This is a genomic window from Leptospira harrisiae, assembly GCF_002811945.1.
Lineage (GTDB): Bacteria > Spirochaetota > Leptospiria > Leptospirales > Leptospiraceae > Leptospira_A > Leptospira_A harrisiae.
Genome location: NZ_NPDX01000001.1, coordinates 1,127,770 through 1,153,658 on the forward strand (window position 1 = coordinate 1,127,770; position 25,889 = coordinate 1,153,658).

Here is a 25,889-nt window from a genome sequence, read left to right on the forward strand (position 1 = left end):
ACTCTTGTTAGATCCTGGTCTTATCCTTTTTCGCACTGGATTTTCATCAAAACCTTCTATTACTCTTACCCAAGAAGAAATGGCTCATCTTCGAGCTTTACGGTTGAGTAAAGATGAAGCTGTGATACAAATTCGGGATGGAGTTGGTGGTTTGTATAACTATCAATTTTCACCTCATTCCAAAGAATTAAGGTTTTTAAATGAAACTCATCTGGAAAAAAAAACAGACAGGAAAACCATCGCCATAGCTCTTCCCAAAGGAAATCGTTTTGACTTTTTTTTACAAAAGGTGACCGAGATAGGTCTTGATTCTGTTGTGTTTTTGGTGTTCCGTCATTCCATTCGTAAGGAATTCAATTTGGAACGTGCCGAAAAAATAGTAAAAGAGGCAGCAGCACAATCCAAACAAACAGAATTACTTTCTCTTTCGATTGAACCTGCAAGTGAGTGGATGAAATCACATAAAGATAGTTTGGTGGTCTTTCATCCGCATAGGTCAGAGGTATTTACTGCAAAACAATTGTTTGGAAAAATTCCTGTGATTGGCCCAGAGGGCGGATTTCATATCGATGAAGAAGATTGGATGGAAAAAAACCAAATCCCAAGACTCAGACTTCCTGGTGGGGTACTCCGTACAGAAACTGCGGGCATTGTTGCCGCGAGTTTCCTTGCATACGGATTGTAAAAAACTTTCTACTTATTGGTTAATAAGAGGAGAGTTGTGGAAAGATTGCAGTTGGTGGAACAAGCAGTAAAACAAGCGGAAGCAGCTGGGTAATTGCTACCAGTAACATCAGGGTATTTTCCAGCACAACCAGCATTACAAGCTTCTAAACTTCCACCCGTACAAGTAATTAGGAAAGTCATCAAGTTCCTTTCCACCGTTTTGTCTTCTCTCTTTTGACAAGATGTAGAGAAGATCATGACAAAACACAATACTACCAAAACAAAAATACGATTCATATTCCTAAACTCCGTTCTCCCTGCATTTCGTCAATCGGTTCGTAAAAATCTTGACCCTTGTGACTTTTCCTATGCATTGGATGAGATCCTATATGTCAGACGGTTCTAAAAAGGTTTTAGAAAAAAAAGCGCACGGAGAGTTCGAATTTACCGCTTACGGGGAATTCTTATCTTATTTCCACGCCCATATCGACATTTTTAAGAGGCTCCTCAAGGCGCGTAAAATGGATCCGGCCAAAGTGGAAGAAGTGGCAAAACAGATTAAATCCTACATGACGGGGAATATCAAAAAGACGGACCAGTTTTTTGAACACCTTCCTCAGTTTGCGACGATGTTAGGTGTCCCACAAAATGAAGTTTCCGCTTATCTAAATACTAATTTTATCGAAGTTTTAAACAAAGTACAAGAAAAACTTAAAGCACAGGAATTGGACAAACTGACGAACGCTCCAGCTCCCAGTTTTTCTTCTGTGGCAGAAGAGATTGTGGAACGACTCCAGGTCACTCACCCCAAAGACTTTGTATTTGCCCAAAAAGGGATTCTTATGGTTCTCGAAAATCCGGTGACAGGGGAAATCATCGAACCCAAGGGCCTTATGGCGGAGTCAGCAAAAGCAGCTCTTTCAATGCCAACGAATGCCGAGTCAGAAAAAGAACCATTGTCTCTTACTGATGCCTTGGCCAACCAGAATGCACCGCCAACACCAGTGGCAAAAAAACAATCTCTCATTCCGGAAAAAGATAAATCCATTCTTTTGGAAATCGTGGAAACCTTTGGAGACACTTTGACGGGAGAACTTTTAGAAGTTAAAATAGGTCCTGATCCCAAAGACAATCCAATCCAAGAAACAAACCAGGCAAACCAACAATCAAATTCATCGGAAGAATATGAAATTGAAGATTTAGAATTTGAAGAGTCTGACTCACAATCTTCTTCCTCTAGTTCTCCTACCGATGATTCTCTTGATTTTTCACAAGACATTGACGTCGATTTTGAAGAACCAGAACCAGAACCAGTTGTCCAAGTTGATCCCAACAAAGTAAAGTTAGATGCCTTTAATGTAAAAGAATTTATGGACTTAGTCCAAAACATCACAAACTTCCAAACGAAGTCTGACCAAGTAGGATACCAAAATTGGTTACGTGGTCTTTCCGAATTTGAAAAGGCAGTTGTATCACTTCGTACTCAAGTGTTAAAAGAACAAAAAAATGAAGTGGTGGATTGGAACTCTCTATACCAAATGATGAGTTCAAAGTCCGATTTGAGCCGTGATGTTTTAAGTGGGATTGTTAAAAAAATAAAAAACTTTCAGATTGTAAAACTAACATTAGACCGAATGATTCAGGAATTTAAAAAAGGAAGTCCTGAATTTATGCAAATGGTGAAAATGGCTTGGCCGCATATCCAAAAAGCATTTTTCGAAGTTCCCAATTATACGCAAGTGCAAACTGTATTAAAAGGAATCTTGTCTCGCGTGAATGACGAAGGTCATAAAAGAGACTTTTCTAAGATTTTTACAATGGCACTTAATTTTATCCAATCTAAATTTCAGGTTTAAACATGAAAGGGGAGAAAAACTCTCTTTTTCATTTTGTTATTTTTTTTCTTTTGATTCAAATCACTTCTCTGCGTTCCCAACCTTCTAATATCATCGTTGATCCTTTGTTACAAAAACCTTGGATCCCAGATGCGGAAGAAGAGGAGAGTCGAAGTTTTCACCGATTCCTTTCTGAATTCAAAAACAAACAAGGGACTGTCAAAAAAAAAGATTCTTTAGGAAGGAACTATCTGGTGACTCCCGCAGGGAAGATGCGTTTTCTCATTGATGATGAATACTATAAAGAATTTCCGGTAGCAGAAGAGGCAGACATTGCATCCAAAGAATTGGAAGCTTTGTATGACGTTCGTAAGGAAAAGGAAGCGGTATTTTTAGGAAAGGGAATCAATCTTTGTTATCGTTTAAAACAAGAAAAAGAACCTGGATTTTTCCCTAGTTGGCTAGTTCGTTCCAATGAAATTACTAATCGAGCAGCGAATGAATGGTCGGACCAGACCATACCATTGGATTTGGTAAGTGATCCTTATGGATGTTATGTGGGAGATTCAAAAAAACTTGAAGTTTTGGTTTTGGAGTCTGAATCATTTCGTTATCGAATTCGCATTCCATCTAAGTTGCGTTATGAAGGTCTTTTTGGGGATCGGTTAGGAATATATGGTGAAAACAGAGATTCTATTTACCGGATAGTCAGATTTGTGCAGTTTCTTTCCAATTATTTACCTGATGGCCAAACAGAATGGGAGGAAGCCTTAACCTTACAAACTTCTGGTAAAAAAAAGAAAAATCGGCCAAAGATCATTCTCTCAATCGGTTCCAGTTTTGATAAAACAAGACCACTTCGAGATACCAAAAGTTATTTTCGATTTTGGGATTCGATGCGTTCTCTCACTCCAACCCAAATTAGAAAATTAGGATATAAAAGGACTGAAAATAAATCTGAGTATTTGAGTGAATGGACTGAAGTAGATGAGATTGGAAATTCAGTTGCAATGGAAATGAAAGAGTATTATCTTTATAATGCACCTCGTGGTTATTTTCTTTCTTTGTCTTATCCTAAACGAGAAAAAGAAACGGCCGAACTCTATTGGCAAACCATTCGAGGTTCATTTGATGTAAAGGAGTAGGGAATGTTTGTTGGTTTTGTTGAAAATCAAAACAGGAAAAAACGCGAACCAAATGGTGAGCCCACTCCTTTGTTTTTTACTTTTTGGACAGGGCTTTCTATTATTTTAGGTTTCGGAGTTTTGTTACTTCCGTTAGGTGCATTTTTTACACTTTCCGTTTCTGTATGGGCACTATTAATTCTATTTTTACCTGTTCTTTTTTTGGGAATTGTATTATCCAAACGCACCGGATTAAAGATTCTTTTAGCAGTATTTTTATCTTTATTATCAGGCGGAAATTCCATTTTGTTTTTGGGTGATTCCATTGGTTATACTTTAGGGATCACTGCAAAGTCGGATGTTCTAGCTGAAGATGTTTCCAAAAACATTGGGTTTCGTTATTTGTTTCTTAGAGATTTTTATTTGGATGATTTGGAAAAAGGAGAATTTCGGTCTCCGTTACTAGTGAGACGAAGGTCAGGAGGTGCTGTGTATGGTCCCGTCATTCGATTCCAATACAAACGCATCCGTTCCATCTCAGGAAAAGAAGTGAAGCCTCCGTTATATGCTATTTGTTATTCGAAAGAAAATATACAGTGTGAACTATCTCGATTGTTTTCTGGGGGAGTGGTTTTGATGGAACCCATTTGGGATACTAGCGAATTGCCTTGGTCTAAAGATTCACATTTTTTGGTTTGGCGAGGACCTTTGGATGCAGAGATGTATACGAAAGGGATTTATTCCTTTTTATTCTTTTTGTTTTTAATATTCGTTTGGGCGGGAATTGTATATTTTCCTGTTTTGGGAGAAAAAGAATCTTAACTATTTCTTAATACGATTCCTTCCTATCTTAAGTTAGGAAACCTTTACGTTTTCCTATAACCATGAGAAAATTTCTTTATGGTTGAATTACTATATTTCCCTTTTTATCTTGGGTTACTGATTTTTATTTCACCTTTCGTTGGTTATTACATGGCATTCATTTTGAATGCAAAGTCCTTACCATTCGAAAAACAGGTATTTCAGTTTCTTTTCTCTGGTTTACCTCCGTCTCAAACACCAAAACAGTATCTAAGTAGTCTTTCGCTATTTCATTTGTTAGGTGCAGGAATTCTGTTTTCAATTTTGAAATTTCAAAATTTTTTCCCAAGCAACCCTTTAAATCTTTTGGGAATGGACTGGGACCTCGCACTCAATACGACAATATCGTTTATCACAAATACAAATTGGCAGGCGTATTCAGGGGAAAGTCAATTGAGTTATTTTTCGCAAATGGTGGGATTAACACCTCAAAATTTTCTTAGTGCAGGAGTGGGTATCTCCGTTTTAGCGTTTGTTAGTCGAGCTGTTGTTTCTACAAAATCAAATCGGTTTGGAAACTTTTGGATGGATTTATTTAGGTCCACCTTTTATATCCTTCTCCCTATTTCCTTTTTTGTTTCCATACTTCTTTTAGGCCAAGGTGTCATTCAATCATTTGAGCCACCTATCCAAAGTTTTGGTTTAGATGGAATCTCCGAAAACATTCCAATGGGTCCAGTTGCATCGCAGGTCGCAATCAAACAAATAGGAACAAATGGAGGTGGATTTTTTGGTGTCAATAGTGCCCATCCTTTTGAAAATCCAACTCCTATTTCGAACTTCATTCAAATGTTTTCGATTCTTTTTTTGCCTGCATCCTGTGTATTTTTATACGGTAAAATAACTAATTCTTTTCGTCACGTCTGGGTAATCTTCTTTGTTATGTTGTCGTTTTTGATCCTAGGTTTTATCGGTGTCTACATTTCTGAACAAAATCACTTAGGATTTTGGGAGGGTAAGGAATTTCGGTTTAGTTTGACAGAATCTTCTCTTTGGTTATCAACAACCACTGCTGCTTCCAATGGATCAGTAAATTCCATGCATGATAGTTATTCTCCATTAGCTGGAGGTATAGCAATTTTTCAAATGATGTTAGGTGAAATTATCTTTGGTGGCGTTGGAACAGGAATGTATGGAATGTTTTTATTTTTAATATTAACTGTATTTTTATCTGGGTTAATGACTGGTAGAACTCCAGAGTATTTTGGGAAAAAAATTGGAAGTTATGAAATCAAATGGACGTTATTTGGAATTTTATCTCCTACCGTTTGTATTCTTTTAGGATCAGCCATTTCAATTTTATTAGAATCTGGATATACTGCAAAAGGTCCACACGCATTGTCACAAATTCTTTATGCATTTAGTTCTGCTGCAGGCAATAACGGTTCTGCCTTTGCTGGTTTTTCTGCAGATACAGTATGGGGAAACTTATCGTTGGGTATATCTATGTTAGTTGGAAGGTTTAGTGTTATTTATTCTGTCATACTTGTCGCAGGGAGTTTAGGTGGAAAAATAACAACAGTTTCCTTTGATGGGAACTTTCGGTTGGATACAGTTTTGTTTGGAGTTTTACTTTTTAGTGTCATCTTAATCGTTTGTGGTCTATCATTCTTTCCTGTCCTTGCATTAGGACCTATATTAGAACAGTTACTTATCAATCAGGGTGTTTTCTTTTAAGAGGAATATATGTTAAATTCTAAAAAAATTATTTCATTAGAAATGTTGAAGGCATCAATCTATGGTGCAATTCAAAAGTTTTTTCCAAAATATGCATTTTCCAATCCTGTTATGGCGACTGTTTGGATTGGAACATTCATCTTACTCATCCAAATTTTGTATTATTTAGTTTCGGGGATTGAATTTCAAAATGAAATTCCTATTTTCATTTGGTTGGTAATTACCTTATTTTTTGCAAACTTTGCAGAAAGTATTGCTGAAGGCAGAGGTAAGGCGAGAGCCGATAGTTTGCGAAAAACTAGAACCAAAACAATCGCTAAAAAAGTGGATTCGATTGGAGATCTGAATTTTACAGAGATCATATCCAGTGAGTTGAAAGTTGGGGATATCGTTTTTGTCAAAGCAGGAGATGTGATTCCTTGTGACGGCGATGTTGTTTTAGGAATTGCCAGCGTTGACGAATCTGCGGTAACAGGTGAGTCAGCTCCCGTCATTCGTGAAAGTGGTGGCGATCGATCGGCAGTGACTGGAGGGACTAGAGTGATCTCTGATCATCTATATATTAAAATCACAACAAAACCTGGCGAAAGTTTTTTGGATAAAATGATTACTATGATTGAAGGAGCAACGCGACAAAAAACTCCCAATGAAATTGCCTTAGGAATTGTTTTATTCGCACTTACAATTTTATTCTTTTTAGCAGTAATTTCGATGATTCCGATTGCAAATTTTGTTGGTAAACAGATTGGTCAAAATTGGAATTTTGATTTTTCGGTTTGGTTGGCTTTATTTGTTTGTTTGATTCCTACAACAATTGCTGCACTTCTAAGTGCGATCGGAATTTCTGGAATGGAAAGATTGATTCGATGTAATGTCATTGCGAAGAGTGGAAAGGCAGTGGAAGCCGCTGGAGACATTCATGTGTTGTTATTAGATAAAACAGGTACGATTACATTAGGAAATAGAGAAGCTCATCATTTTTTCCCTTCTGTTGGGGTTACTGAGGAAGAATTGGCTGATGCAAGCCAACTCTCTTCGCTTTCAGATGAAACACCTGAGGGGAGATCGATTGTAGTTCTCGCCAAACAAAAGTTTGCGATCCGAGAAAGAAATTTAAAATCATTGGATGTGAATTGGATACCCTTTTCAGCTTCAACAAGAATGAGTGGAGTCGAAATTTATGAAAATGGAAGGTTAGTTCGTAATATAAGGAAAGGAGCATCGGATGCCATTCGAAAATATGTTGAATCATTAGGTGGAACAATTCCTCCGACGATGCAAATGATTTCAGATGAAGTTTCTAAAAAAGGTAGCACTCCAATTTTTGTTGCGGATGGAAGCAAACTTCTGGGCATTATCGAACTTAAAGATATTGTAAAAGGAGGATTAAAAGAAAGGTTTATAACCTTAAGAAGGATGGGCATTCGTACTGTGATGATCACAGGAGACAATCCTTTGACAGCCGCCGCAATTGCAGCTGAAGCAGGAGTAGATGATTTTATTGCAGAGGCCACTCCCGAGGCAAAGTTAAAAAGAATTCGAGAAGAACAAGCAAACGGATATTTGGTGGCTATGATTGGCGATGGGACAAATGATGCACCTGCTCTTGCTCAATCCGATGTTGGAGTTGCTATGAATACAGGTACTCAAACAGCAAGGGAAGCGGGTAATATGATCGATTTAGATAGTAACCCAAGTAAACTCATTGAAATAGTTGAAATTGGGAAACAACTCCTAATGACAAGAGGTGCACTCACTACGTTTAGTATCGCCAATGATATCGCAAAATACTTTGCTATCCTACCTGCATTGTTTTTGCCATTAGCACCACTCAATGTTATGCACTTATCGAGCCCAGATCATGCTATTCTATCTGCAGTGATTTTTAATGCTCTTGTGATCCCCGCACTGATCCCACTTTCTCTTAGAGGGGTGAAATATGTTCCTAAATCTCCTGATTCCGCTTTATTACGAAATTTCCTTCTCTATGGCGGAGGCGGAATTGTTTTCCCATTTTTAGGAATCAAACTCATTGACTTAATTATTTCTGGAGGTTATTTATGAAGAAAAGTGAAACATCAAACCAATGGGAAATTTCCATTCGATTTATGTTTATATCTTTATTGGTATTTGGTTTTATTTACCCAATGACAGTGACTGGTATTGCAAATTTGTTTTTTCGTGAGAAAGCAAATGGAAGTTTGGTTCTTATTGATGGTAAGATACTTGGTTCAGAACTTTTAGCTCAAAAAGTAAATTCAAATTCGCTGTTTATGTATCGACCAAGTGCAAATGATTACAATAAAATACCGAGTGGGGCCTCCAATTTAAGCCCTTCTAGTTTAGATTTAAAAACATTAACAGAACAAAGAAAATATGTTTTAGCGGATTTGGGAATTCGTCACGAACGTTGTCCCGAACTATTGTATAGTTCTGGTTCTGGGCTCGATCCACATATTTCATTGAATTGTGCGTATGAACAAGCTTTATCACTTCATCGCCGGTTTAAGATTCCTATCGAAACTTTAAATGAGTTGATTCACCAAAATACAGAGTATCCTTTATTTGGAATGATTGGAAGTGAACGAGTGAATGTTACTAAATTAAATATTTCCTGGAAACAATTGAGTCATGAATGAAGGAAAACGTCCGGAAGATTTTCTTTCAATAGCAAACCAGGAAGAATCAAAAAAACGAGGTATTTTGAAAGTTTATTTCGGAATGTCACCTGGAGTTGGGAAAACTTATTCAATGTTAACCGAAGCACATCACTTAAAAGCTGAAGGTGAGGATGTGAGAATTGGGATTGTTGAAAGTCACGGGAGAGATGAGACAAAGGCTTTGATTGAGGGACTAAATTGGATACCACTCAAAAAAATTGATTATCGAGGAAAGATATGGGAGGAAATGGATGTCGAAAGTATCTTAAAAGAAAGACCAAGTTATGTACTTGTTGATGAATTGGCACATACCAATATTCCTGGTTCGTTAAATAAAAAAAGATACCAGGATGTATTTCTATTATTAGAAGCAGGCATCAATGTATTGTCTACTGTTAACGTACAACATTTAGAAAGCCAGGTAGATTCTATTGAAAAAATAATCCAAAGCCCGGTCAAAGAAACGATTCCCGATAACATTCTCGAAAGAGCAGACGAACTTGTATTAATCGATATTATACCAGATGAATTGTTGAAAAGATTGTCAGAGGGAAAGGTATATGTTCCTGAAAAAATAATGTCTGCAAAAGAAAATTTTTTCCGTAAGGAAAATTTAACCTTTCTTAGAGAATTATCTTTATCATACACAGCAAAATACGTTGAAAAAAGAATGCCACAAGGACGAGAGCGGGTAATGGTTGCAATCTCTGCAAGTCCACATTCAAAAACACTACTTAGATATGCAAAAAGATTGGCATTAGAGCGAAATTCGGAGCTGTATGCATTTTTTTCTGAAAATGAAGAAGACAAAAGTGTAGAAGCGGCAAATTTCATTCGTGCTCATATTCGATTTGCAAAGGAACTTGGTGCGGAAGTGATTCATTCTTTCGAATCGGATCCAGTGGCAGGAATCATTGCGATAGCAGAAGAAAAACGAATCAATCGCCTGGTTGTTGGCGGATCCAGAAAAACTTTTTTTTCAAATTTTTTTCAGAAAAACATCCCATATGAAATCATCAAACAACTTCGTAATGTGGAAATTATAGTAGTTCCTTATTTAGATGATCATAAATACCAATTTGATTTTTATAAAAAATTAATCCCTTCTTCTGGAATTCGGCAATATATTTCTGTATTTGCATTAACCTCAATTGTTACATTTTGTAATCAACTTTTGATATCCTATATAGGGTATTGGACTATATCGATTTTATATTTATTTTACGTGGCATTGCTAGGAATGTTTTTTAGTAGAGGGCCAGTTTTACTTGCGGCAATACTTTCCGCATCTTTTTGGAATTTTTTGTTCATTCCACCTCTTTATACTTTTTATATATCGAAGTTAGAAGATGCTTTGATGTTTGTGATTTTTATGTTAATTGCTCTAATTAATGGAAGTTTGACGGCAAGGCTTAAGAAAAACGAATCAAAACTAAGGTCACGAGAAGAAAAACTTTCTATTCTTTATGAGCTCACACGAAATCTTTCCAAAACTTCAACTGCACCAGAAATTATAAAAACTGGTGAATCATTTTTTAAACGAATTTTTCCTTTTCCAGTAAAACTTCATTTTTACCAAGGGGGTGAGTTTACTCCTGCCATTGAGGATGTAAAAGACCTGGCTGTGGCAACTTGGACGATTAAAAATGGAAAACCTGCAGGTAAATATACCGAAACTTTATCTCTTGCCAATGCAACTTTTTATCCGTTAGTTTCGCCCGGAGGCATTACGGGTGTCATCAATGTAATTTCATCTGAAGAGCCAAGTTTGGAAAAGGAAATCCTTTTGAATACTGTGGCAAATCAAGTTGCCTTAGCATTGGATCGGGATATACTTTCGGAAGATTCTAGAAAAAATTTTCTATTAAAGGAATCCGAAAAGTTATACAACCTAATTTTTAATTCCTTATCACATGAATTAAAAACTCCCCTCACATCCATTCAAGGTTCTGCTTCTGCTCTACTCGACCCAGAAATTGATGCTGATGCAAATGTAAGAAAAGATCTAATCGAGGAAATCCAGGAAAGTTCCTTGGTATTAAATTTACTTTTAGGAAATTTGTTGGACATTAGCCGCATTGAGTCAGGGTATTTGACTTTGAAAAAGGAAAAGGTATTCCCATCAGAGATCATTCACGATTCTATATCTTATTTAGGAAAAAATAAAACAAATCATTTGATAGAAATTCAGTTAAATGGTTTGGATTCTCCTGTTGAACTTGACCGAGTGCTCTTTTCGCATGCTATTTTTAATTTACTCTACAACGCATGTATGTATACCCCACAAGGTTCTACTGTTTGGATTTCACTTGCTAAAACTGAAAATACATTTCGGTGGATTGTGGAAGACAATGGGAATGGTCTCCCTCAGGATTCTTCTAGGATTTTTCAGAAATTCTATAGGGGAGAATCTTCTGGTAAAATTGGAACTGGACTTGGTCTTGCAATTACTAAGTCTATCGTCGAGTTACATGGTGGGAATATTGAAGCGACCAACCGAAGTGAGGGAGGTGCGAGGTTTCTCATTGACATCCCAATTTCATAATAAGAAAGAATGTATATGGTGAAGGATTTGATTCTTTTAGTCGATGACGACAGTGCCATTCGCAAGATGTTACGTATTGCCTTGGAAGCCAAAGGATACAGGACTTTAGAGGCAATCTCTAAAAAAGAGGCGATTGAATCCATCGCTCTTAATTCACCAAAATTAGTGTTACTAGACTTACAGCTTCCTGATGGAACTGGCTTAGAGGTTATCAAAAACGTTCGCACTTTTTCAGAAGTTCCTTTTATAGTTTTGTCCGTTATGAGTTCTGAGGAAGATAAAATCGCATTACTCGATTCAGGCGCAGATGATTATATTACCAAACCATTTAGTATGGGTGAGTTACTGGCAAGGATTCGCACTGCTTTGCGCAGGCTCCCCATAGAAGAAACACCATCCAATTGGGAAAAAGAAAGTTTAATCGTTGATTTTGTAAACTACCAAGTGATTAAAAATCAGAATCAAATTCGGTTGACCCCAACAGAATTTCAAATCCTTACATTATTAATTAAAAATTCAGGAAAAGTAATCACTCATGATGTTTTGATTAAAATGATTTGGGGAGACCAAGCATTAAATGAAATGAATTCGCTCAGAGTTCATATCACTCAACTTCGTAAAAAAATTGAAGATTCGCCAAGTGATCCAAAGTTTTTGATAACTGAACCTGGTGTTGGTTATCGTTGGGTTACTCAATAACTTAGTCATAAATATTTAATTTGTTTTTATCTGATTTATCTTAATAAGTTCTTAACGTAAATTCAGGAAAGATAATTCCTTAAACATTGTAGAGAAGATAAAAAAATGCTAAATTGATTTTAATATGTTAGATCAATTTAATGTTTTTTCAAACATCATAAGCAGATGGTTCCCAAGTTTAAGAGTGCACATCAGGATTTTGTTTTTTGTATCTTGGGGGTTATTTAATCCGATTCTTGCGGAAGAAAATCAATTCATCGAAAAAAAAGAGAACCCTGATTCCACTTCGAAAACAAATACCCTGCCTAATGTTGTCCAGTTTGGTGGATTTGTGGATTCATATTATCTATACAATCGTAACCTGCCAAAGGATACCGAAAGAAATTTTACGACCCAAGCAGTAAGAAATAATGAATTTAATATTAACTTGGCTTATGTTGAAGCAAAAGTAGAAGAGAAAAAATATAGAGGAAGGTTGGCCTTTCAGTGGGGAACTTCGGTAAATGCAAATTATGCGGGCGAAATTTCTACAGAAAAATTTTCCAATCAAAACTCCGTTAAAAATATCCAAGAAGCATATACTGGATTTAAAATAGGAAAAGATACTTGGTTGGATGCTGGAATATTCTTTGGAAACATAGGGCATGAGTCTTGGATTTCCCAAAACAACATTAATTATACTCGTGCCTTTGCTTTGGATTACGTTCCATATTATTCATCGGGTGTTCGATTGATGCATCAGTTTTCAAACAAACTAAGTGGTCAATTGCAGGTGTTAAATGGCTGGCAAAACATCACTGACAATAATAAGGACAAGGCATTTGGAAGTCAGATCAAATATTTGTTTAGTCCAAACTTAACATTGACTCTGAATCAATTCGCGGGAAATGAGGCACCAAATAATGAAAGAAAACAAATGCGATACTATCAGAATACAATTTTGGAATGGATGTTTTCTGATCAAATTAGTTTGGTAGGACAGTTTGATATTGGCATACAAAAGGCAAAACAAAGTTTTATTTACGAACCTTGGTTAGCTGCCTTTGATCCAAGTTTGGGGGATTACCGAGAAACTTCTTCCAATGCCTATCGACAATGGTATCATGGAACATTTTGGCTATGTTTTAAATTATCACCAGAGTATCGTTTGAGTTTCCGAATAGAACGTTTTTACGATCCATTACAAGTTATGGTTAACACTGGCACTCGAAATGGATTTATGTCGAACGGATATACAACTACTTTTGATATTCTATCCTATGATCCAGGTTTAATTCGATTTGAATATGTTTATCGAAGGTCAGCAGATTCTGTTTTTGCCTATCATGATTCTTCTACTTCCAAGAAGGAAGATTTTTTCCTTTTGGCATTTTCTATCAAATTTTGAGGGAACGAACTTATTTTTTGACTGGATACCGGATAAAAACAGAACCTTTTTTACCCACCAGGGTCTAAGTTGTGTTCATAGATGTTTCTCCTTATGATACCCGCAGGGAGGGGTTAGTATCCCTGATTTTCTTTTTTTTCTTTCCAAACCGATTCCTTTTCCTAAATTCTCTCCATGTTCTTTCGGTTTCGTTATGCTATCCTTTTTCTCCTAATCCTTGGTTTCGTTCGATCTGATTTCAGCCAAACCCAACCTGCTTCCATAGAATTTTTCACTCCAAATGGGTTTGTCAAACAGCCCAAACAAGTGACCGTTCGGTTCACAAAACCCATGGTCGCTCTCGGTGACATCCGACCGAAAATTGACATCTTCCAGGTCCAGTGCCCGCTCGTAGGAACCAGTCGTTTTTTAGATTCCACAACTTGGGTTTACGAATTCGAAAAAGAACTTCCTGGTGGTGTGGAGTGTTCCTTTCAATTGAAAGAGGGAACAAAAACTCTAAGTGGTGAAGTAGTCCTTGGGGAACGTAAATTTTCCTTTCATACAGGTGGGCCTTCTGTCCAATATTCTTCTCCTTACCAAGGTTCCTCCATCACAGAAGACCAAATTTTTGTTTTGCATTTAGATGCGAAGCCTGACATAACTTCGTTTCAAAAGTTTGTATATTTCCGTTCCGAAGAATTAGGAAATCGAATTCCGATTGTTCTTGTGACGGGATCCGAGCGGAAAGCAATTTTAAAATCAACTGGTGATGCAGACAAAGAAGAAACGATCCTTTTAAAATCCAAACAAACCTTTCTACCAGATAAACAAATCCAATTGGTACTAGGTAAGGGAACAAAATCCATTTGGGGTGGCGAGATCCGTGAGGAAGAGGTCCTTTCTTTTACAGTTAGACCTGTATTTTCTGTACGTTTCAGCTGTGAACGTGTGAATGCAAAAGCCGATTGTATACCCATCCTTCCTGTATCACTTTCTTTTAGTTCGGCGGTATCCCGGTCTAGTTTACAAAAAATAAAACTAGTTTCTAAGGATGGAAAAGAATACCCCATGTCTCCTTTTACAGAAAAAGGAAATGAGTTTTATGAATGGGTAAGTTTTCCTGGACCCTTTCCCGAAAATACTGAATTTGAAATTCGTTTGCCTGAACTTGAAGATGAAACGAATAGAAGTTTATCGAACCAGGCTTCCTTTCCATTGAAGTTTAAGACAGACGAGTTTCCACCTCTTGCAAAGTTTGGTGCCAAATTTGGAATTTTAGAATCAAAAGCCAAACCAGCGTTACCTGTCACACTTCGAAATTTAGAAGCAAATTTACCTTTAAAATCCGTCTCTCTCGGTGTCGGTGGAAAAACCCAAAAAACAATGGATATTTTAGAAATCCAAAAATGGTTTCAAATTTTATCATCGAGAGAAAGAGAACAATCTGTTTTTCAAAATCCACCGACGGCTGCAGGTATTTCTTCTTTCACACTTCCGAAACCTAATGGTAAAAAACCGATGGAAGTGGTGGGAATTCCATTGGAGACTCCCGGTTTTTATGTAGTCGAACTTGCCAGTGACATTCTTGGAAATAGCCTTCTTGAAAAAAAAGGGAAGATGTATGTATCAAGTGCTGCACTTGTCACAAACCTTTCCGCACATTTTAAATGGGGAAAGGACACAAGTCTTGTTTGGGTGACAAACCTTGACCAAGGTCTTCCGGAAGCAGGAGTCCAAATTAAAATCTTGGATTGTAAGGGAAATTTACGAGGAGCTGGAATCACAGGAAAAGACGGGACAATGCTTTTTGGAAATTTAAACTTCCAAGATGTTCCTTATTGCGGTTATCATGAGTTAGGTTCAGGACTTACCATTTTTGTTCAAAAAAATGATGATATTAGTTTTACTTCAAGCACATGGGACAAAGGGATTGAAAGTTGGCGTTACCAACTTCCAAGTGTGACTACAGGTCATTCCAAAGAAATCAAATCCATTGTTTTAGATAGAACCTTATTTAAAAAAGGGGAGACCGTTCATCTAAAACATGTTCGTCGTGGGTTTGGAAACAAAGGGCTCACTCCAGCCGAACCAAAAGACAATCCCGAGCAGGTAATCATCAAACATGAAGGTTCGGGAGAGGCATATCCATTGCCATTGGTATGGTCTTTTCCTGGACAGGCAGAATCGGAATTCAAAATTCCAAAAACGGCAAAACATGGAGTATATATTGTTTATTATCCTTATTCAAATGAAGATTCCAGTTATGGAGAAACAATCACTCAATTTCGTGTGGAAGAATTTCGCCTCCCCGTGGTCAAAGGAAATATCCAATTATATGGAGATAAACAAGAGTTAGTCTCACCTAAGGAATCCAAAGTTTTATTTGGGTTGGAGTATTTGTCTGGAGGTGGGGCTTCTCAATTTCCTGTAAAAATTCGTTCCCAAGTGGTTCCAAGTTTTTATTCTCCCAAAGAAGAATACTCTGCATTTTCTTTTTCACCCGAAACCTTAAAAGAAGGAAAATGGAAGGTGAGTGGTTATGAAGAAGAGGAAGTAGAAGAATCAAAACCTACAGTTTTATCCACTGCTTTAAAAACTGATGAAAAAGGATTTTTACAATATACCTTTGGTGGTTTAAAACCAATTCCAGGTTATGGAAAATTTCAAGTGGAAATGGAATATGCAGATCCTTCAGGAGAAATTCAAACTGTTTCCAGAAGTTTTCCGGTCTCTCCTGCGGAAGTACATTTAGGTATTTTACCTGATGGTTGGCTTTTTACAGAAGATACCGTAAAGCTACAGTTAGTGGCTCTTGATTCAAAAGATAAAATCCTACCATCTCAAAAAATTAAAGTGACTGCTTATAAAAGAGAATTTTATTCCAATCGCAAACGCCTTGTTGGTGGATTTTATGCTTATGAACATTATGAGGAAGTCACAAAACTTGGAGAATTTTGCGAAGGGAAAACAGATTCTAAAGGCATTTTGATTTGTGAAGGAAAATCTCCTGCTGTGGGTGATATTGTTTTCCTTGCTGAAACCAAAGATACGAAAGGGAATCTTACAAATTCTGGATATAGTGTTTGGGTCAGTTCCAAACAAGAAGCATGGTTTGATGTCAGCGATCACAATCGTATGGACATTTTACCTGAAAAACGGAGTGTCGATGTCGGAGAAAACATCAAAGTACAAATTCGTTCTCCTTTCCGGGAAGCAACTGCTCTTGTTAGTTTAGAAAGAGAAGGTGTGTTGGATTATTTTGTGACACAAGTATCAGGAAAAGATCCAGTGGTTTCGATTCCTATTAAAAAGGAATATGCACCGAATGTTTTTATCTCGGTATTGTTAGTTAGAGGTAGGGTAGGTGATCCAAAACCGACGGGACTAGTGGATTTAGCAAAACCTGGATATCGTTTGGGTCTCACCATGTTAAAAGTGGGTTCAAAACCGTACACTTTGTCCGTTTCTGTCAATCCAGAGAAAAAACTTTATCAAGTAAGAGAAACAGCTAATGTGGAGTTAGAGATTAAAACTTCTGATGGAAAAGTGCCTGTTGATTCTACCGAGGTTACTCTTGCCGTTGTGGATGAAGCACTTCTGGAACTTTCGCCTAATCCAACTTGGAATTTATTGGATACAATGATGGGAACAAGGCCGCATTCTGTCGGAACTTCCACGGCACAATCGCAGATCATTGGAAAACGTCATTTTGGTCTAAAAGCAAAACCCGAAGGAGGAGGTGGAGGAAAACAATCCACTCGGTCTCTATTTGATACTTTAGTTTATTGGAAAGGAAAGGCGATTGTTGGAAAGGATGGAAAATATAAATTTAGTTTTCCTCTAAATGATTCTCTTACCAGTTTTCGAATTGTTGCCGTTGCCACCTCGGGTGTCAAAGAATTTGGAACTGGTATGGCCAAAATCCAAACCACACAAAAAATTCAATCCTTCTCTGGAATCCCACCAGTGGTTAGGTTGGGTGATACTCTTCGCCATGAGCTAACTCTTCGTAATGCCGGGGAAAATAAAGAACAACTAAGATTGCGATTGTCTGTCACAGATATAAAAAATGGAACAGAAACAAAGGAAGATTTAGAAACAAAGTCTGCCATTTTGGGTTCTGGCGAAACTAAGGTGGTGTTTTGGGATTTAACCGTTCCAGAAAATACCACCAAACGGAAGTTTAATTTAGAAGTTTCTTCACCCAATGGAACTGTCCTTGACCAATTATCAGTGGAACAGACGGTTTTGCCTGTGGACTCAGAAAGGGTTTACCAGGCCGGACTTTTTTTATATGAATCACCTATTAAAGAATCAGTACAAGTTCCTGATGGATCACAACCAAACTCTGGTAAGATGGTATGGAAGGCTTCTCCTACAATTTTGACAAGCCTTTCTGGAATCCAAACTTATTTTCAGAATTATCCTTACTATTGTATGGAACAACGAGTTTCAAAAGCCATTGGTCTCAAATCCGAGTCAATGTGGAATGATGTATTCTCTGATTTAAATTCCTTTTTGGATTATGATGGTCTTGTGAAATATTTTGCGAGAATGGAAAATGGAAGCGAAATTCTAACGGCTTACGTATTAACTTCGGCTCAATTGGCAAACAAAAAAATCCCAGAGGAAACATTGGGAAGGATGCTCCTTGGTTTACAAGGTTATTTGGAAGGCCGTGTGAAAGGGGAGAGATACAAGTTTGGTGCCGATTCGATCGTTCGAAAAATCATTGTTTGGGAAGCTCTCACAAGATACCAAACATATGAATGGGAACAGGTAAGACCAATTTTTGAAGGATTAGAATTTTTACCGACAGCCTCTCTTATCGATCTTTCCGAAATTTGGGGAAGGGTGAATGGGGGAGATAGTTCCGTAAAATCTCGCCTGGCAAGTATTTTGCGATCAAGGCTAAATATTCAAGGTACAGAACTCATTGTTGCAGATTCTGGTTTTACCAATCCTTGGTGGATTTTGGGAAGCCGAGATTATACTATGGCAAAACTTTTGTTATGGTCATTTTCGGAACCAAGTTATAAAAAAGATATGCCGCGCCTTATTAAAGCCTTTGTTAAAATGCAAAAAAAAGGAAGTTACGATACAACTCTTGGAAATGCGTATTCCATTTTGGTTTTTGACCGTGTGAGTAAAGTTTTAGAATCAGAGAAAGTGTCAGGTGGAAAATTAAAAATCCAATCAACAAAAGAATCTTTTAGTTTAGAGCCTAACGGAAAACAGACGGTGGCCCAAGCCATTGGGACGATTCCGGAATCTGTATCCGTCAGTTATGATGGAAAAGGAAAACCATGGGTGGAATGGTCAGTCAAATCCATTCTTCCATTAAAAGCGCCAATCTCAAGTGGTTACCGATTGAAACGAACTTGGGAACCAATGCAGGTAGCCAAACCGGGAGTTTTATCGAAAGGAGATACCATTCGAGTTACCATTGAAATCCAAGCGGATTCCGACAAAACTTGGGTGGTTGTGGAAGACCCGATCCCACCAGGATCGTTACCTTTGGGTCGAGGATTTGGCCGGGAGTCAATCATCAAACAAGATTCTAATTCAAGCGATTCCTCTTATTATTTGAGTTTTGAAGAAAAGACCCTTTCTCAGTACAGAGCGTATTTTGAATACCTGCCCAAAGGCACTCATACCCTAGAACACACTTTCCGTTTGAACCATACGGGAACGTTCCGATTGCCTGCCACCCGGGTAGAGGCCATGTATTCTCCTGAAACCCATGCGGAATGGCCGAATGAAACTGTGAGGATTTCGGAAAATTTGGACTAGGAAAAGTTTACGGATAAAGAGGGCCTGGAATTATGACTCTAATGGGTCCGAACCAAGCCCCTCTTTTCCCCATCCGAATCCTTAAAATTACCATTTGGTTTACCGTTTTTTTTTATCTATTTTTTTTAATCTTTAATACTAGTTTTACCATTATGGGAGTTGATGTAGGTGACTTCCTCAAACAGTATTTAGGTGCTTTTTTTGGGGTTTACCTTTCGACAACATTCAAAGTTTTTTCAGTTTCTCTTTTTTTGCACCTAACTCTCTTTTCATTGGTTTATTTAACTTACCATTTCCTGAAACGACCTAATGTTCCTTGGTATGAATTATCGGGTTGGGTGGTTTTGATTGAATGTTTGGCTTTACTACATTCGATGGTGAGTTTCCCACAAATTTATGGTGAGTTCTTTTTTTTCCGTTATCCTTCCTTCGCACCGTTTTTATATTTTTTAACAGATCATACAAAACCTGGATATTTCAGTTTGGTACTCGGAATTCTTATTTTGGGATTTGCCTCAGTTCTTTTTCGGCAGATTTATCTGTACAAAACCAAAGAAAGTTTATTTGCCTTGTTACATGTGTTAGCCCTTGGGTTATTACATGCATCTGGTTATTATATGGTAGGGATTTTTTATTTTGCGATTCTTTTTTGGCAAGGTAAACACTATCAAAAAATACATGTCCAGTCTTATGGATTTGCCATCCTTTTGTTTCTTTTTCTTTATTTGATTCCCAGTATTTGGACAAGGATTGAGGCATTCACTCGCACTGAATCAAAAGGCAAACCTCCTATTTTTATTATCGCAGCAGATTCCTTACGTTACGATCGAATAGGCTTCAAACTCAATGGAAAAAGTATCACTCCTAACATCGATTTGTTTTCCAATGATAGTATTGTATTTCATGACCATCATACAACCATTCCTCGCACCTTCCCCAGTTGGGCAGATTTACTCACCGGTCAATATTCTATGAGTCATAAGGTTCGGGATATGTTTCCTTCACCTGAAGAAAAACAACGAATCGGATCGCGAGCTTTTTCCACAATCCAACAAAAGTTAAAAGAAATTGGATACCGTAGTTATGCGATCGGAAGTTTTGCCGCTGATATTTTCCCCCGAGCAAACTTTGGATTTGATGAGGTCCTTGCGCCAAATTTTAATGCTCGTATTATGACAGTTCAGCGGACAGCTGAATCACAACTTTTCCTAATGCCTTTTCTTACAGGGTCTTGGTTCTCTGGTAGGAAGTATCTGGAAGAAATGGATGGATTGTCCACTTGGGGAGATGGGAGTCGTATTTTAGACCGATTCCGATCGGTTCTCAATCGAGAAGGGCAGGATTCATTCTCTGTGACCTACTTTTCTAGTGTCATTCATTTCCCTTACACACCGGCTTACCCATATTATAAAACTTTTACCGACCCAAATTATTACGGTAAGTATAAATATTTAAAGTTTGTAGATCCAACAAACTCTACTACTCCCGATGAAGAAGAAATAAAACAAATTCGGGGATTGTTTGACAGTGCTGTATTTGCCTTTGATTCTGAATTTGGAGATATCATTTCTGATTTAAAAGACAAAGGGATCTATGATGAGGCCATTATTATACTGACAGCTGACCACGGGGAAGCCTTGTATGAAGATGTCCATGGCCAAGGGCATGGAGAACATTTACGTGGGGAAGCCGTGACACATGTCCCTCTCCTTATTAAATTTCCTAAATCAACAAATTCGATAAAACCAAACCAACAATTTACTGGAATTACATCCAGTATTGATATCTATCCAACTCTTATGGATTATCTCAATATTGCCACCAAACAAAAGTTTCCTGGTAGGTCGTTATTGCCAACGATAGGAAAATCAAATTGGGAAGATGACCGTTTGGTTTATGCGGAAACTGGAATTTGGTTTTCTGATGCAGGGGATCATTTTTTTCAAAAACAGAGAATCCCTTATCCAAACATCCTTTCTCTTCACCAAGTGGTCCCCGAACAAGATTACCAAATTATGATCACAGATCCAATATATAGAGAAACCATTGCTTTTTCAAAACATAGGTCTGTTCAAAATTCCAATTACAAACTAATTTATATTCCAACCCGCCAAGGTGTGATTTTTGAATTGTATGACCGTAAAAAAGATCCTTTAAACACAAAGAATCTTTATCCGAACCACCCCATGGCAGTAAAAATGAAAGACATGTTGTATCAAACTGTGATTCAATGGGAAGACGCATCTCTCGCAGGAGAGTATTTAATACCAAGTTCTTTATCTGATATCAATGAAAACTAAATATAAATGGGAAATTAAAAGAGGAAACTATGCCGCAACGTAACGACTTAAAATCAATTTTGATCATCGGATCCGGACCTATCGTCATCGGGCAGGCATGTGAGTTTGACTACTCCGGAACCCAGGCCACAAAGGCACTTCGGGAAAAGGGGATACGAGTGATTCTCGTAAATTCCAATCCGGCGACCATTATGACGGATCCCGATCTTGCTGATGCAACCTATATCGAACCACTCACAGTCCCTGTATTAGAAAAAATTATCAAAAAAGAAAAACCAGATGCCATCTTACCAACAGTAGGTGGACAAACTGCTTTGAATTTAGCATTAGCACTCCATCGCGAAGGTGTATTGGAAAAATACAATGTTGAGTTAATTGGTGCAAAGGTTGATGCCATTCGTAAAGCAGAGGATAGGGAACTATTCAAACTAGCGATGGAAAAACTGGGAATTCGTGTTGCAAAATCGTTTATGGTTTCCGACATGGAAGCAGCTAGAAAAGCAAAAGATGAAATTGGATATCCAATCATCATTAGACCTGCATTCACATTAGGTGGAACAGGCGGTGGAACATGTTACGAAGAATCTGAATTTGAAGAAATTGCTCAAAAAGGACTTTCTGCATCTCCCATCTCACAAGTATTAGTTGAAGAATCGGTGATGGGTTGGAAAGAGTTTGAGTTAGAAGTGATGAGAGATCTCGCTGACAACGTTGTCATCATTTGTTCTATTGAAAACTTAGATCCAATGGGTGTCCATACTGGGGATTCAATCACAGTTGCTCCTCAACAAACTCTAAGTGATAAAGAATACCAAAGACTGCGTGATATGTCCATTGATATCATCCGGGAAATTGGAGTGGAAACCGGTGGTTCGAATATCCAATTTGCTGTGAATCCAGAAAACGGAGATGTCATTGTTATTGAGATGAATCCACGTGTTTCACGTTCTTCTGCATTGGCATCGAAAGCTACAGGTTTTCCCATCGCAAAAATTGCCGCATTACTTTCCATTGGTTACACTTTAGATGAAATCAGAAATGACATCACTCGAGTGACACCGGCAAGTTTTGAACCTTCCATTGATTATGTTGTGACTAAAATTCCAAGATTCGCTTTTGAAAAATTCCCAGGTTCTGATCCAACCTTAGGTGTTCAGATGAAAGCTGTTGGCGAAGCCATGGCCATTGGTCGTAACTTCAAAGAAAGTTTTCAAAAAGCACTGAGATCACTTGAAACAGATCGTTTTGGATTTGGTAGTGATGGTTATTTAAAAGAACTTTTAGAATGGGAGTCTATTCCGAAAGAGGAAAGAAAAACCTGGTTAACAGCTAAAGTAAAACGTCCAACAGACAAACGAATTTTTTATGTGAAGATGGCATTTGATTTTGGAATGAGTGTCGAAGAAATTTTTGAAATTTGTAAAATTGATCCATGGTTTCTTTATCAATTCGAAGAATTGTTCCAATTAGAAAACAGATTTCGAAAAGAGGGAAAGGCAATCATCGAAGAGATGAAAAAATCAGGTTTTTCAAACCGCCAACTTGCCTTCCTTTCGAAAGAAGAACAAATCCTCGCACAAGTTCGTAGTGGTGCGGCAATTGAAATCACAAAAGCAAAAGTAGAAAAAACTCTTAGAGAAGAAGAAGAGTCCATCGAAAAATATTTAGAAGAAAAAAATATCCATCCAGTGTATAAGAGAATTGATACATGTGCTGGAGAATTTGAAGCATTTACACCGTATATGTATTCTTCTTACGATGAAGAGGACGAAGCTGACGTTACTTCGAAAAAGAAGGTGATGATCCTTGGTGGTGGTCCAAACCGGATCGGACAAGGAATTGAGTTTGATTATTGCTGCTGTCATGCTTCGTTTTCGTTACAGGAAGCTGGAGTAGAATCCATTATGGTCAACTCCAATCCAGAAACCGTTTCCACAGATTATGATACCTCTGACAGATTGTATTTTGAACCATTAAGCCTTGAAGATGTCATGGCAATTTTTAAAAAGGAAAAACCTGATGGTGTGATTGTTCAATTAGGTGGACAGACTCCTTTAAAATTAGCAAAAGCTCTTGAGAAACGTGGTGTTCCAATTATGGGAACAAGTCCTGATTCCATTGACCGAGCCGAAGATCGTAAACGTTTTGCTGAAGTATTGGAAAAACTGAGTTTAAAGTCACCTGACAATGGTATTGCGGCATCCAAAGACAAAGCAAGGGAAATCGCAAAAAAAATTGGATATCCTGTTTTAGTCAGACCTTCCTATGTATTGGGTGGAAGGGCTATGCTCATCGTAAACGAAGAGTCAGAGCTTGATAGATATATGGAAGAAGCAGAAGAAGTATCGGAAGATAGGCCACTTCTTGTGGATTCCTTTTTGCAAGATGCGATCGAAGTGGATGTGGATGCACTTTGTGATGGCAAGGATGTATTTATAGCAGGTATTATGGAACATATTGAAGAAGCGGGGATTCACTCCGGTGACTCGGCTTGTGTTTTACCTCCTCAATCCATATCCCAACGAATGTTACAAGAAATCGAAGAAGCAACATACCGTTTAGCTTTGGAATTAGATGTAAAGGGTTTGATCAACGTACAATATGCGATCAAAGAAGAAACACTTTATGTTTTAGAAGTTAATCCCCGTGCTTCAAGAACTGTTCCTTTCGTTGCAAAGTCCATTGGTATCCCGGTTGTAAAAATTGCCGTAAGACTTATGTTAGGCGAACCTTTGTCATCTTTCCAACTCGGTAAACGATTTTCTGCACCTATGATTACCGTTAAAGAAGCAGTATTGCCTTTTAGTAAATTTCCAGGTGTTGATACCATCCTTGGTCCAGAGATGAGATCCACTGGGGAAGTAATGGGTGTTGCAATGACCAAGGGAGAAGCCTTTGTCAAAGCTCAGATTATGGCAGGAGAAGAACCTCCTAAACATGGAACTGTTTTTGTGACTATCAACGATAAAACGAAAAAAGAACTGTTGGAGTCAGTTAGGTCTTTATCTAATTTAGGATACAATATCATTGCCACTGAAGGAACACATAAATTTCTTTCGGATAATGGAATTCTTTCTAGTAAAATTAACAAAATCTACGATGGATACTTTCCAAACGTGATTGATTATATTAAAGAAAAGAAAATCCATTTGATCATCAATACGCCACTCTCAAGAGTCACGCGTGAGAATGCATTTACGATTCGCCAAGCAGCGATTAAATACAAAGTGCCTTGTTTGACTACTGCTCAAGCAGCAAAAGCACTCATTCACGGTTTGGCAGAAATGAAAGATAAAGGATTTTCGGTGAATTCCCTTCAGGAAATTCACGCGAAACATAAAAAAAATTAAAATACAAAAGGATTTAGAGATTCTGATGTAAGTTTGTTATGTTAGATATCTAAATCCTTGAGTAATAACTCAATTCGTTTTCGATTCACTCCCAAATCTGATTTTCCCAATCGGGAAGCAGACCGAAAGTGAAGAAGTTTATTTTTTTCATCAAAATAAAATTCTACATCATCTACATATCTCATAATGAGAGATGTAAATTCGGTATAGATATAACTCGAATTCTCTTGTATGATTTTGGTTCGGGGAGATTGTTCTAGTTTTCCTTTCAGGATTCCATATGCATCTACTAGCGATTTTTTGTAAGGGACAGGATTACGATAGTGTTCTTTATCGGAGGGATCTGCAAAACTGCTAATACAATTTGGAGTTTTGGGGCAATCGTTCAATTTCCCTGATTTGACTCCTAGATATTCCGGTCGTGTTCCCGTACATCCGACTAGTAGGACAAGGAGAGTGAATAGAATGAGTGAGACTTTTTGGTTCATATGCTGCTTCCTGAAGCGAGTTTCTTTGTATTGGACTGATCCTTTCATCCATTGGGGAAAAAAGCAATTAGCTATAAAAAGTAAGTGAGTTACTTTTTGCAATCGGTGTAAAAGGAAAGCCAGGTTCCATGGCATACCAGTTTCCGCATACAACCCATTTCCATGGAAACTGCGTTTCCCATCTCCATACGCCCAAATTCCAAATTAATCCAGTTTCCCTTTCAATTTAATTTCTTTTCCTTGCCAAATTTCAGACACGGAATTCCCAACCTTTGTTTTTCCATTCGGTTTCTCGCTTGAACTTTCTTTTTACTGCTTAGTACTTAGAACTATTCCGCCTAAAATTAGACTTTGCAGTCGTTTGGCCAAGAGAAGGAGTGAAACGGAATGAACCTGAATCGCAAACTGTGGAAATCCCAAGCAAATGAGAAAAAAAGATGGACAAAGTATGGTAAAAGTATTTTTATAAAACAATCGTTCGATATAAAAGGATTTCTTTTTTATGCCTAAGATAGTCGACCA

The 25,889-nt window shown here is 37.6% G+C and carries 15 protein-coding genes; 13 read left to right on the plus strand and 2 right to left on the minus strand.

Annotated features, from left to right (window positions below; all coding sequences use genetic code 11):
* Window positions 1-4 precede the first annotated feature (4 nt).
* Complete coding sequence (locus tag CH364_RS05185) at window positions 5-685, plus strand: 16S rRNA (uracil(1498)-N(3))-methyltransferase (RefSeq protein WP_100742500.1); 681 nt, start codon at window positions 5-7, stop codon at window positions 683-685.
* A gap of 8 nt (window positions 686-693) precedes the next feature.
* Here CH364_RS05185 and CH364_RS05190 read toward each other — a convergent pair whose 3' ends face one another.
* Entirely contained in the window at window positions 694-963 is a 270-nt protein-coding gene (locus CH364_RS05190; RefSeq protein ID WP_100742501.1) for a hypothetical protein, read from the minus strand.
* Between the two features lie 92 nt (window positions 964-1,055).
* Here CH364_RS05190 and CH364_RS05195 point away from each other — a divergent pair, with 92 nt between their 5' ends.
* The 12 genes from CH364_RS05195 (at window position 1,056) to carB (ending at window position 24,879) form a co-directional block, all read left to right on the plus strand.
* Window positions 1,056-2,522, plus strand: coding sequence for a hypothetical protein (locus CH364_RS05195; RefSeq protein ID WP_100742502.1), 1,467 nt, complete (start codon window positions 1,056-1,058; stop codon window positions 2,520-2,522).
* A 2-nt stretch (window positions 2,523-2,524) separates the two neighbouring features.
* Entirely contained in the window at window positions 2,525-3,646 is a 1,122-nt protein-coding gene (locus CH364_RS05200; RefSeq protein WP_100742503.1) for an LIC10775 family protein, read from the plus strand.
* 3 nt (window positions 3,647-3,649) lie between these two features.
* Window positions 3,650-4,447, plus strand: coding sequence for a hypothetical protein (locus CH364_RS05205; RefSeq protein ID WP_100742504.1), 798 nt, complete (start codon window positions 3,650-3,652; stop codon window positions 4,445-4,447).
* Between the two features lie 78 nt (window positions 4,448-4,525).
* Window positions 4,526-6,163 carry a potassium-transporting ATPase subunit KdpA gene (kdpA, locus tag CH364_RS05210; RefSeq protein WP_100742505.1) on the plus strand — a complete coding sequence of 546 codons (1,638 nt, stop codon included), beginning with the start codon at window positions 4,526-4,528 and terminating at the stop codon, window positions 6,161-6,163.
* Window positions 6,164-6,172: 9 nt separating this feature from the next.
* Complete coding sequence (gene kdpB / locus CH364_RS05215; protein WP_100742506.1) at window positions 6,173-8,227, plus strand: potassium-transporting ATPase subunit KdpB; 2,055 nt, start codon at window positions 6,173-6,175, stop codon at window positions 8,225-8,227.
* A complete protein-coding gene (locus tag CH364_RS05220; RefSeq protein ID WP_100742507.1) occupies window positions 8,224-8,802 on the plus strand; it encodes a potassium-transporting ATPase subunit C in 579 nt (192 codons plus the stop codon). Before kdpB ends, CH364_RS05220 begins: the two co-directional genes overlap by 4 nt.
* The gene (locus tag CH364_RS05225) at window positions 8,795-11,368 is read left to right on the plus strand and encodes a sensor histidine kinase (RefSeq protein ID WP_100742508.1); all 2,574 of its coding nucleotides are present in this window, start codon (window positions 8,795-8,797) and stop codon (window positions 11,366-11,368) included. The genes CH364_RS05220 and CH364_RS05225 overlap by 8 nt, the downstream gene beginning before the upstream one ends.
* A gap of 18 nt (window positions 11,369-11,386) precedes the next feature.
* Window positions 11,387-12,067, plus strand: coding sequence for a response regulator (locus CH364_RS05230; RefSeq protein WP_207762237.1), 681 nt, complete (start codon window positions 11,387-11,389; stop codon window positions 12,065-12,067).
* Window positions 12,068-12,191: 124 nt separating this feature from the next.
* Window positions 12,192-13,454 carry a porin gene (locus tag CH364_RS05235; protein WP_100742510.1) on the plus strand — a complete coding sequence of 421 codons (1,263 nt, stop codon included), beginning with the start codon at window positions 12,192-12,194 and terminating at the stop codon, window positions 13,452-13,454.
* Window positions 13,455-13,628: 174 nt separating this feature from the next.
* Window positions 13,629-19,229 (plus strand): alpha-2-macroglobulin family protein, encoded by a 5,601-nt coding sequence (locus CH364_RS05240; RefSeq protein WP_100742511.1) that lies wholly within the window; start codon window positions 13,629-13,631, stop codon window positions 19,227-19,229.
* 41 nt (window positions 19,230-19,270) lie between these two features.
* The gene (locus tag CH364_RS05245) at window positions 19,271-21,529 is read left to right on the plus strand and encodes a sulfatase family protein (RefSeq protein ID WP_100743426.1); all 2,259 of its coding nucleotides are present in this window, start codon (window positions 19,271-19,273) and stop codon (window positions 21,527-21,529) included.
* Window positions 21,530-21,558: 29 nt separating this feature from the next.
* Entirely contained in the window at window positions 21,559-24,879 is a 3,321-nt protein-coding gene (carB, locus tag CH364_RS05250) for a carbamoyl-phosphate synthase large subunit (protein ID WP_100742512.1), read from the plus strand.
* A 41-nt stretch (window positions 24,880-24,920) separates the two neighbouring features.
* Here carB and CH364_RS05255 read toward each other — a convergent pair whose 3' ends face one another.
* Window positions 24,921-25,367 (minus strand): DUF1499 domain-containing protein, encoded by a 447-nt coding sequence (locus tag CH364_RS05255; RefSeq protein WP_100742513.1) that lies wholly within the window; start codon window positions 25,365-25,367, stop codon window positions 24,921-24,923.
* Window positions 25,368-25,889: the final 522 nt, after the last annotated feature.

Bases quoted from the DNA above. Each gene is read 5' to 3' on its own strand.
- CH364_RS05205 (WP_100742504.1), top strand. From the start codon at position 3,650: ATGTTTGTTGGTTTTGTTGAAAATCAAAACAGGAAAAAACGCGAACCA.
- CH364_RS05220 (WP_100742507.1), top strand. From the start codon at position 8,224: ATGAAGAAAAGTGAAACATCAAACCAATGGGAAATTTCCATTCGATTT.
- CH364_RS05255 (WP_100742513.1), bottom strand. From the start codon at position 25,367: ATGAACCAAAAAGTCTCACTCATTCTATTCACTCTCCTTGTCCTACTA.
- kdpB (WP_100742506.1), top strand. From the start codon at position 6,173: ATGTTAAATTCTAAAAAAATTATTTCATTAGAAATGTTGAAGGCATCA.
- CH364_RS05225 (WP_100742508.1), top strand. From the start codon at position 8,795: ATGAATGAAGGAAAACGTCCGGAAGATTTTCTTTCAATAGCAAACCAG.
- carB (WP_100742512.1), top strand. From the start codon at position 21,559: ATGCCGCAACGTAACGACTTAAAATCAATTTTGATCATCGGATCCGGA.
- CH364_RS05200 (WP_100742503.1), top strand. From the start codon at position 2,525: ATGAAAGGGGAGAAAAACTCTCTTTTTCATTTTGTTATTTTTTTTCTT.
- CH364_RS05245 (WP_100743426.1), top strand. From the start codon at position 19,271: ATGGGTCCGAACCAAGCCCCTCTTTTCCCCATCCGAATCCTTAAAATT.
- CH364_RS05190 (WP_100742501.1), bottom strand. From the start codon at position 963: ATGAATCGTATTTTTGTTTTGGTAGTATTGTGTTTTGTCATGATCTTC.
- CH364_RS05195 (WP_100742502.1), top strand. From the start codon at position 1,056: ATGTCAGACGGTTCTAAAAAGGTTTTAGAAAAAAAAGCGCACGGAGAG.
- CH364_RS05235 (WP_100742510.1), top strand. From the start codon at position 12,192: ATGTTAGATCAATTTAATGTTTTTTCAAACATCATAAGCAGATGGTTC.
- CH364_RS05240 (WP_100742511.1), top strand. From the start codon at position 13,629: ATGTTCTTTCGGTTTCGTTATGCTATCCTTTTTCTCCTAATCCTTGGT.
- kdpA (WP_100742505.1), top strand. From the start codon at position 4,526: ATGGTTGAATTACTATATTTCCCTTTTTATCTTGGGTTACTGATTTTT.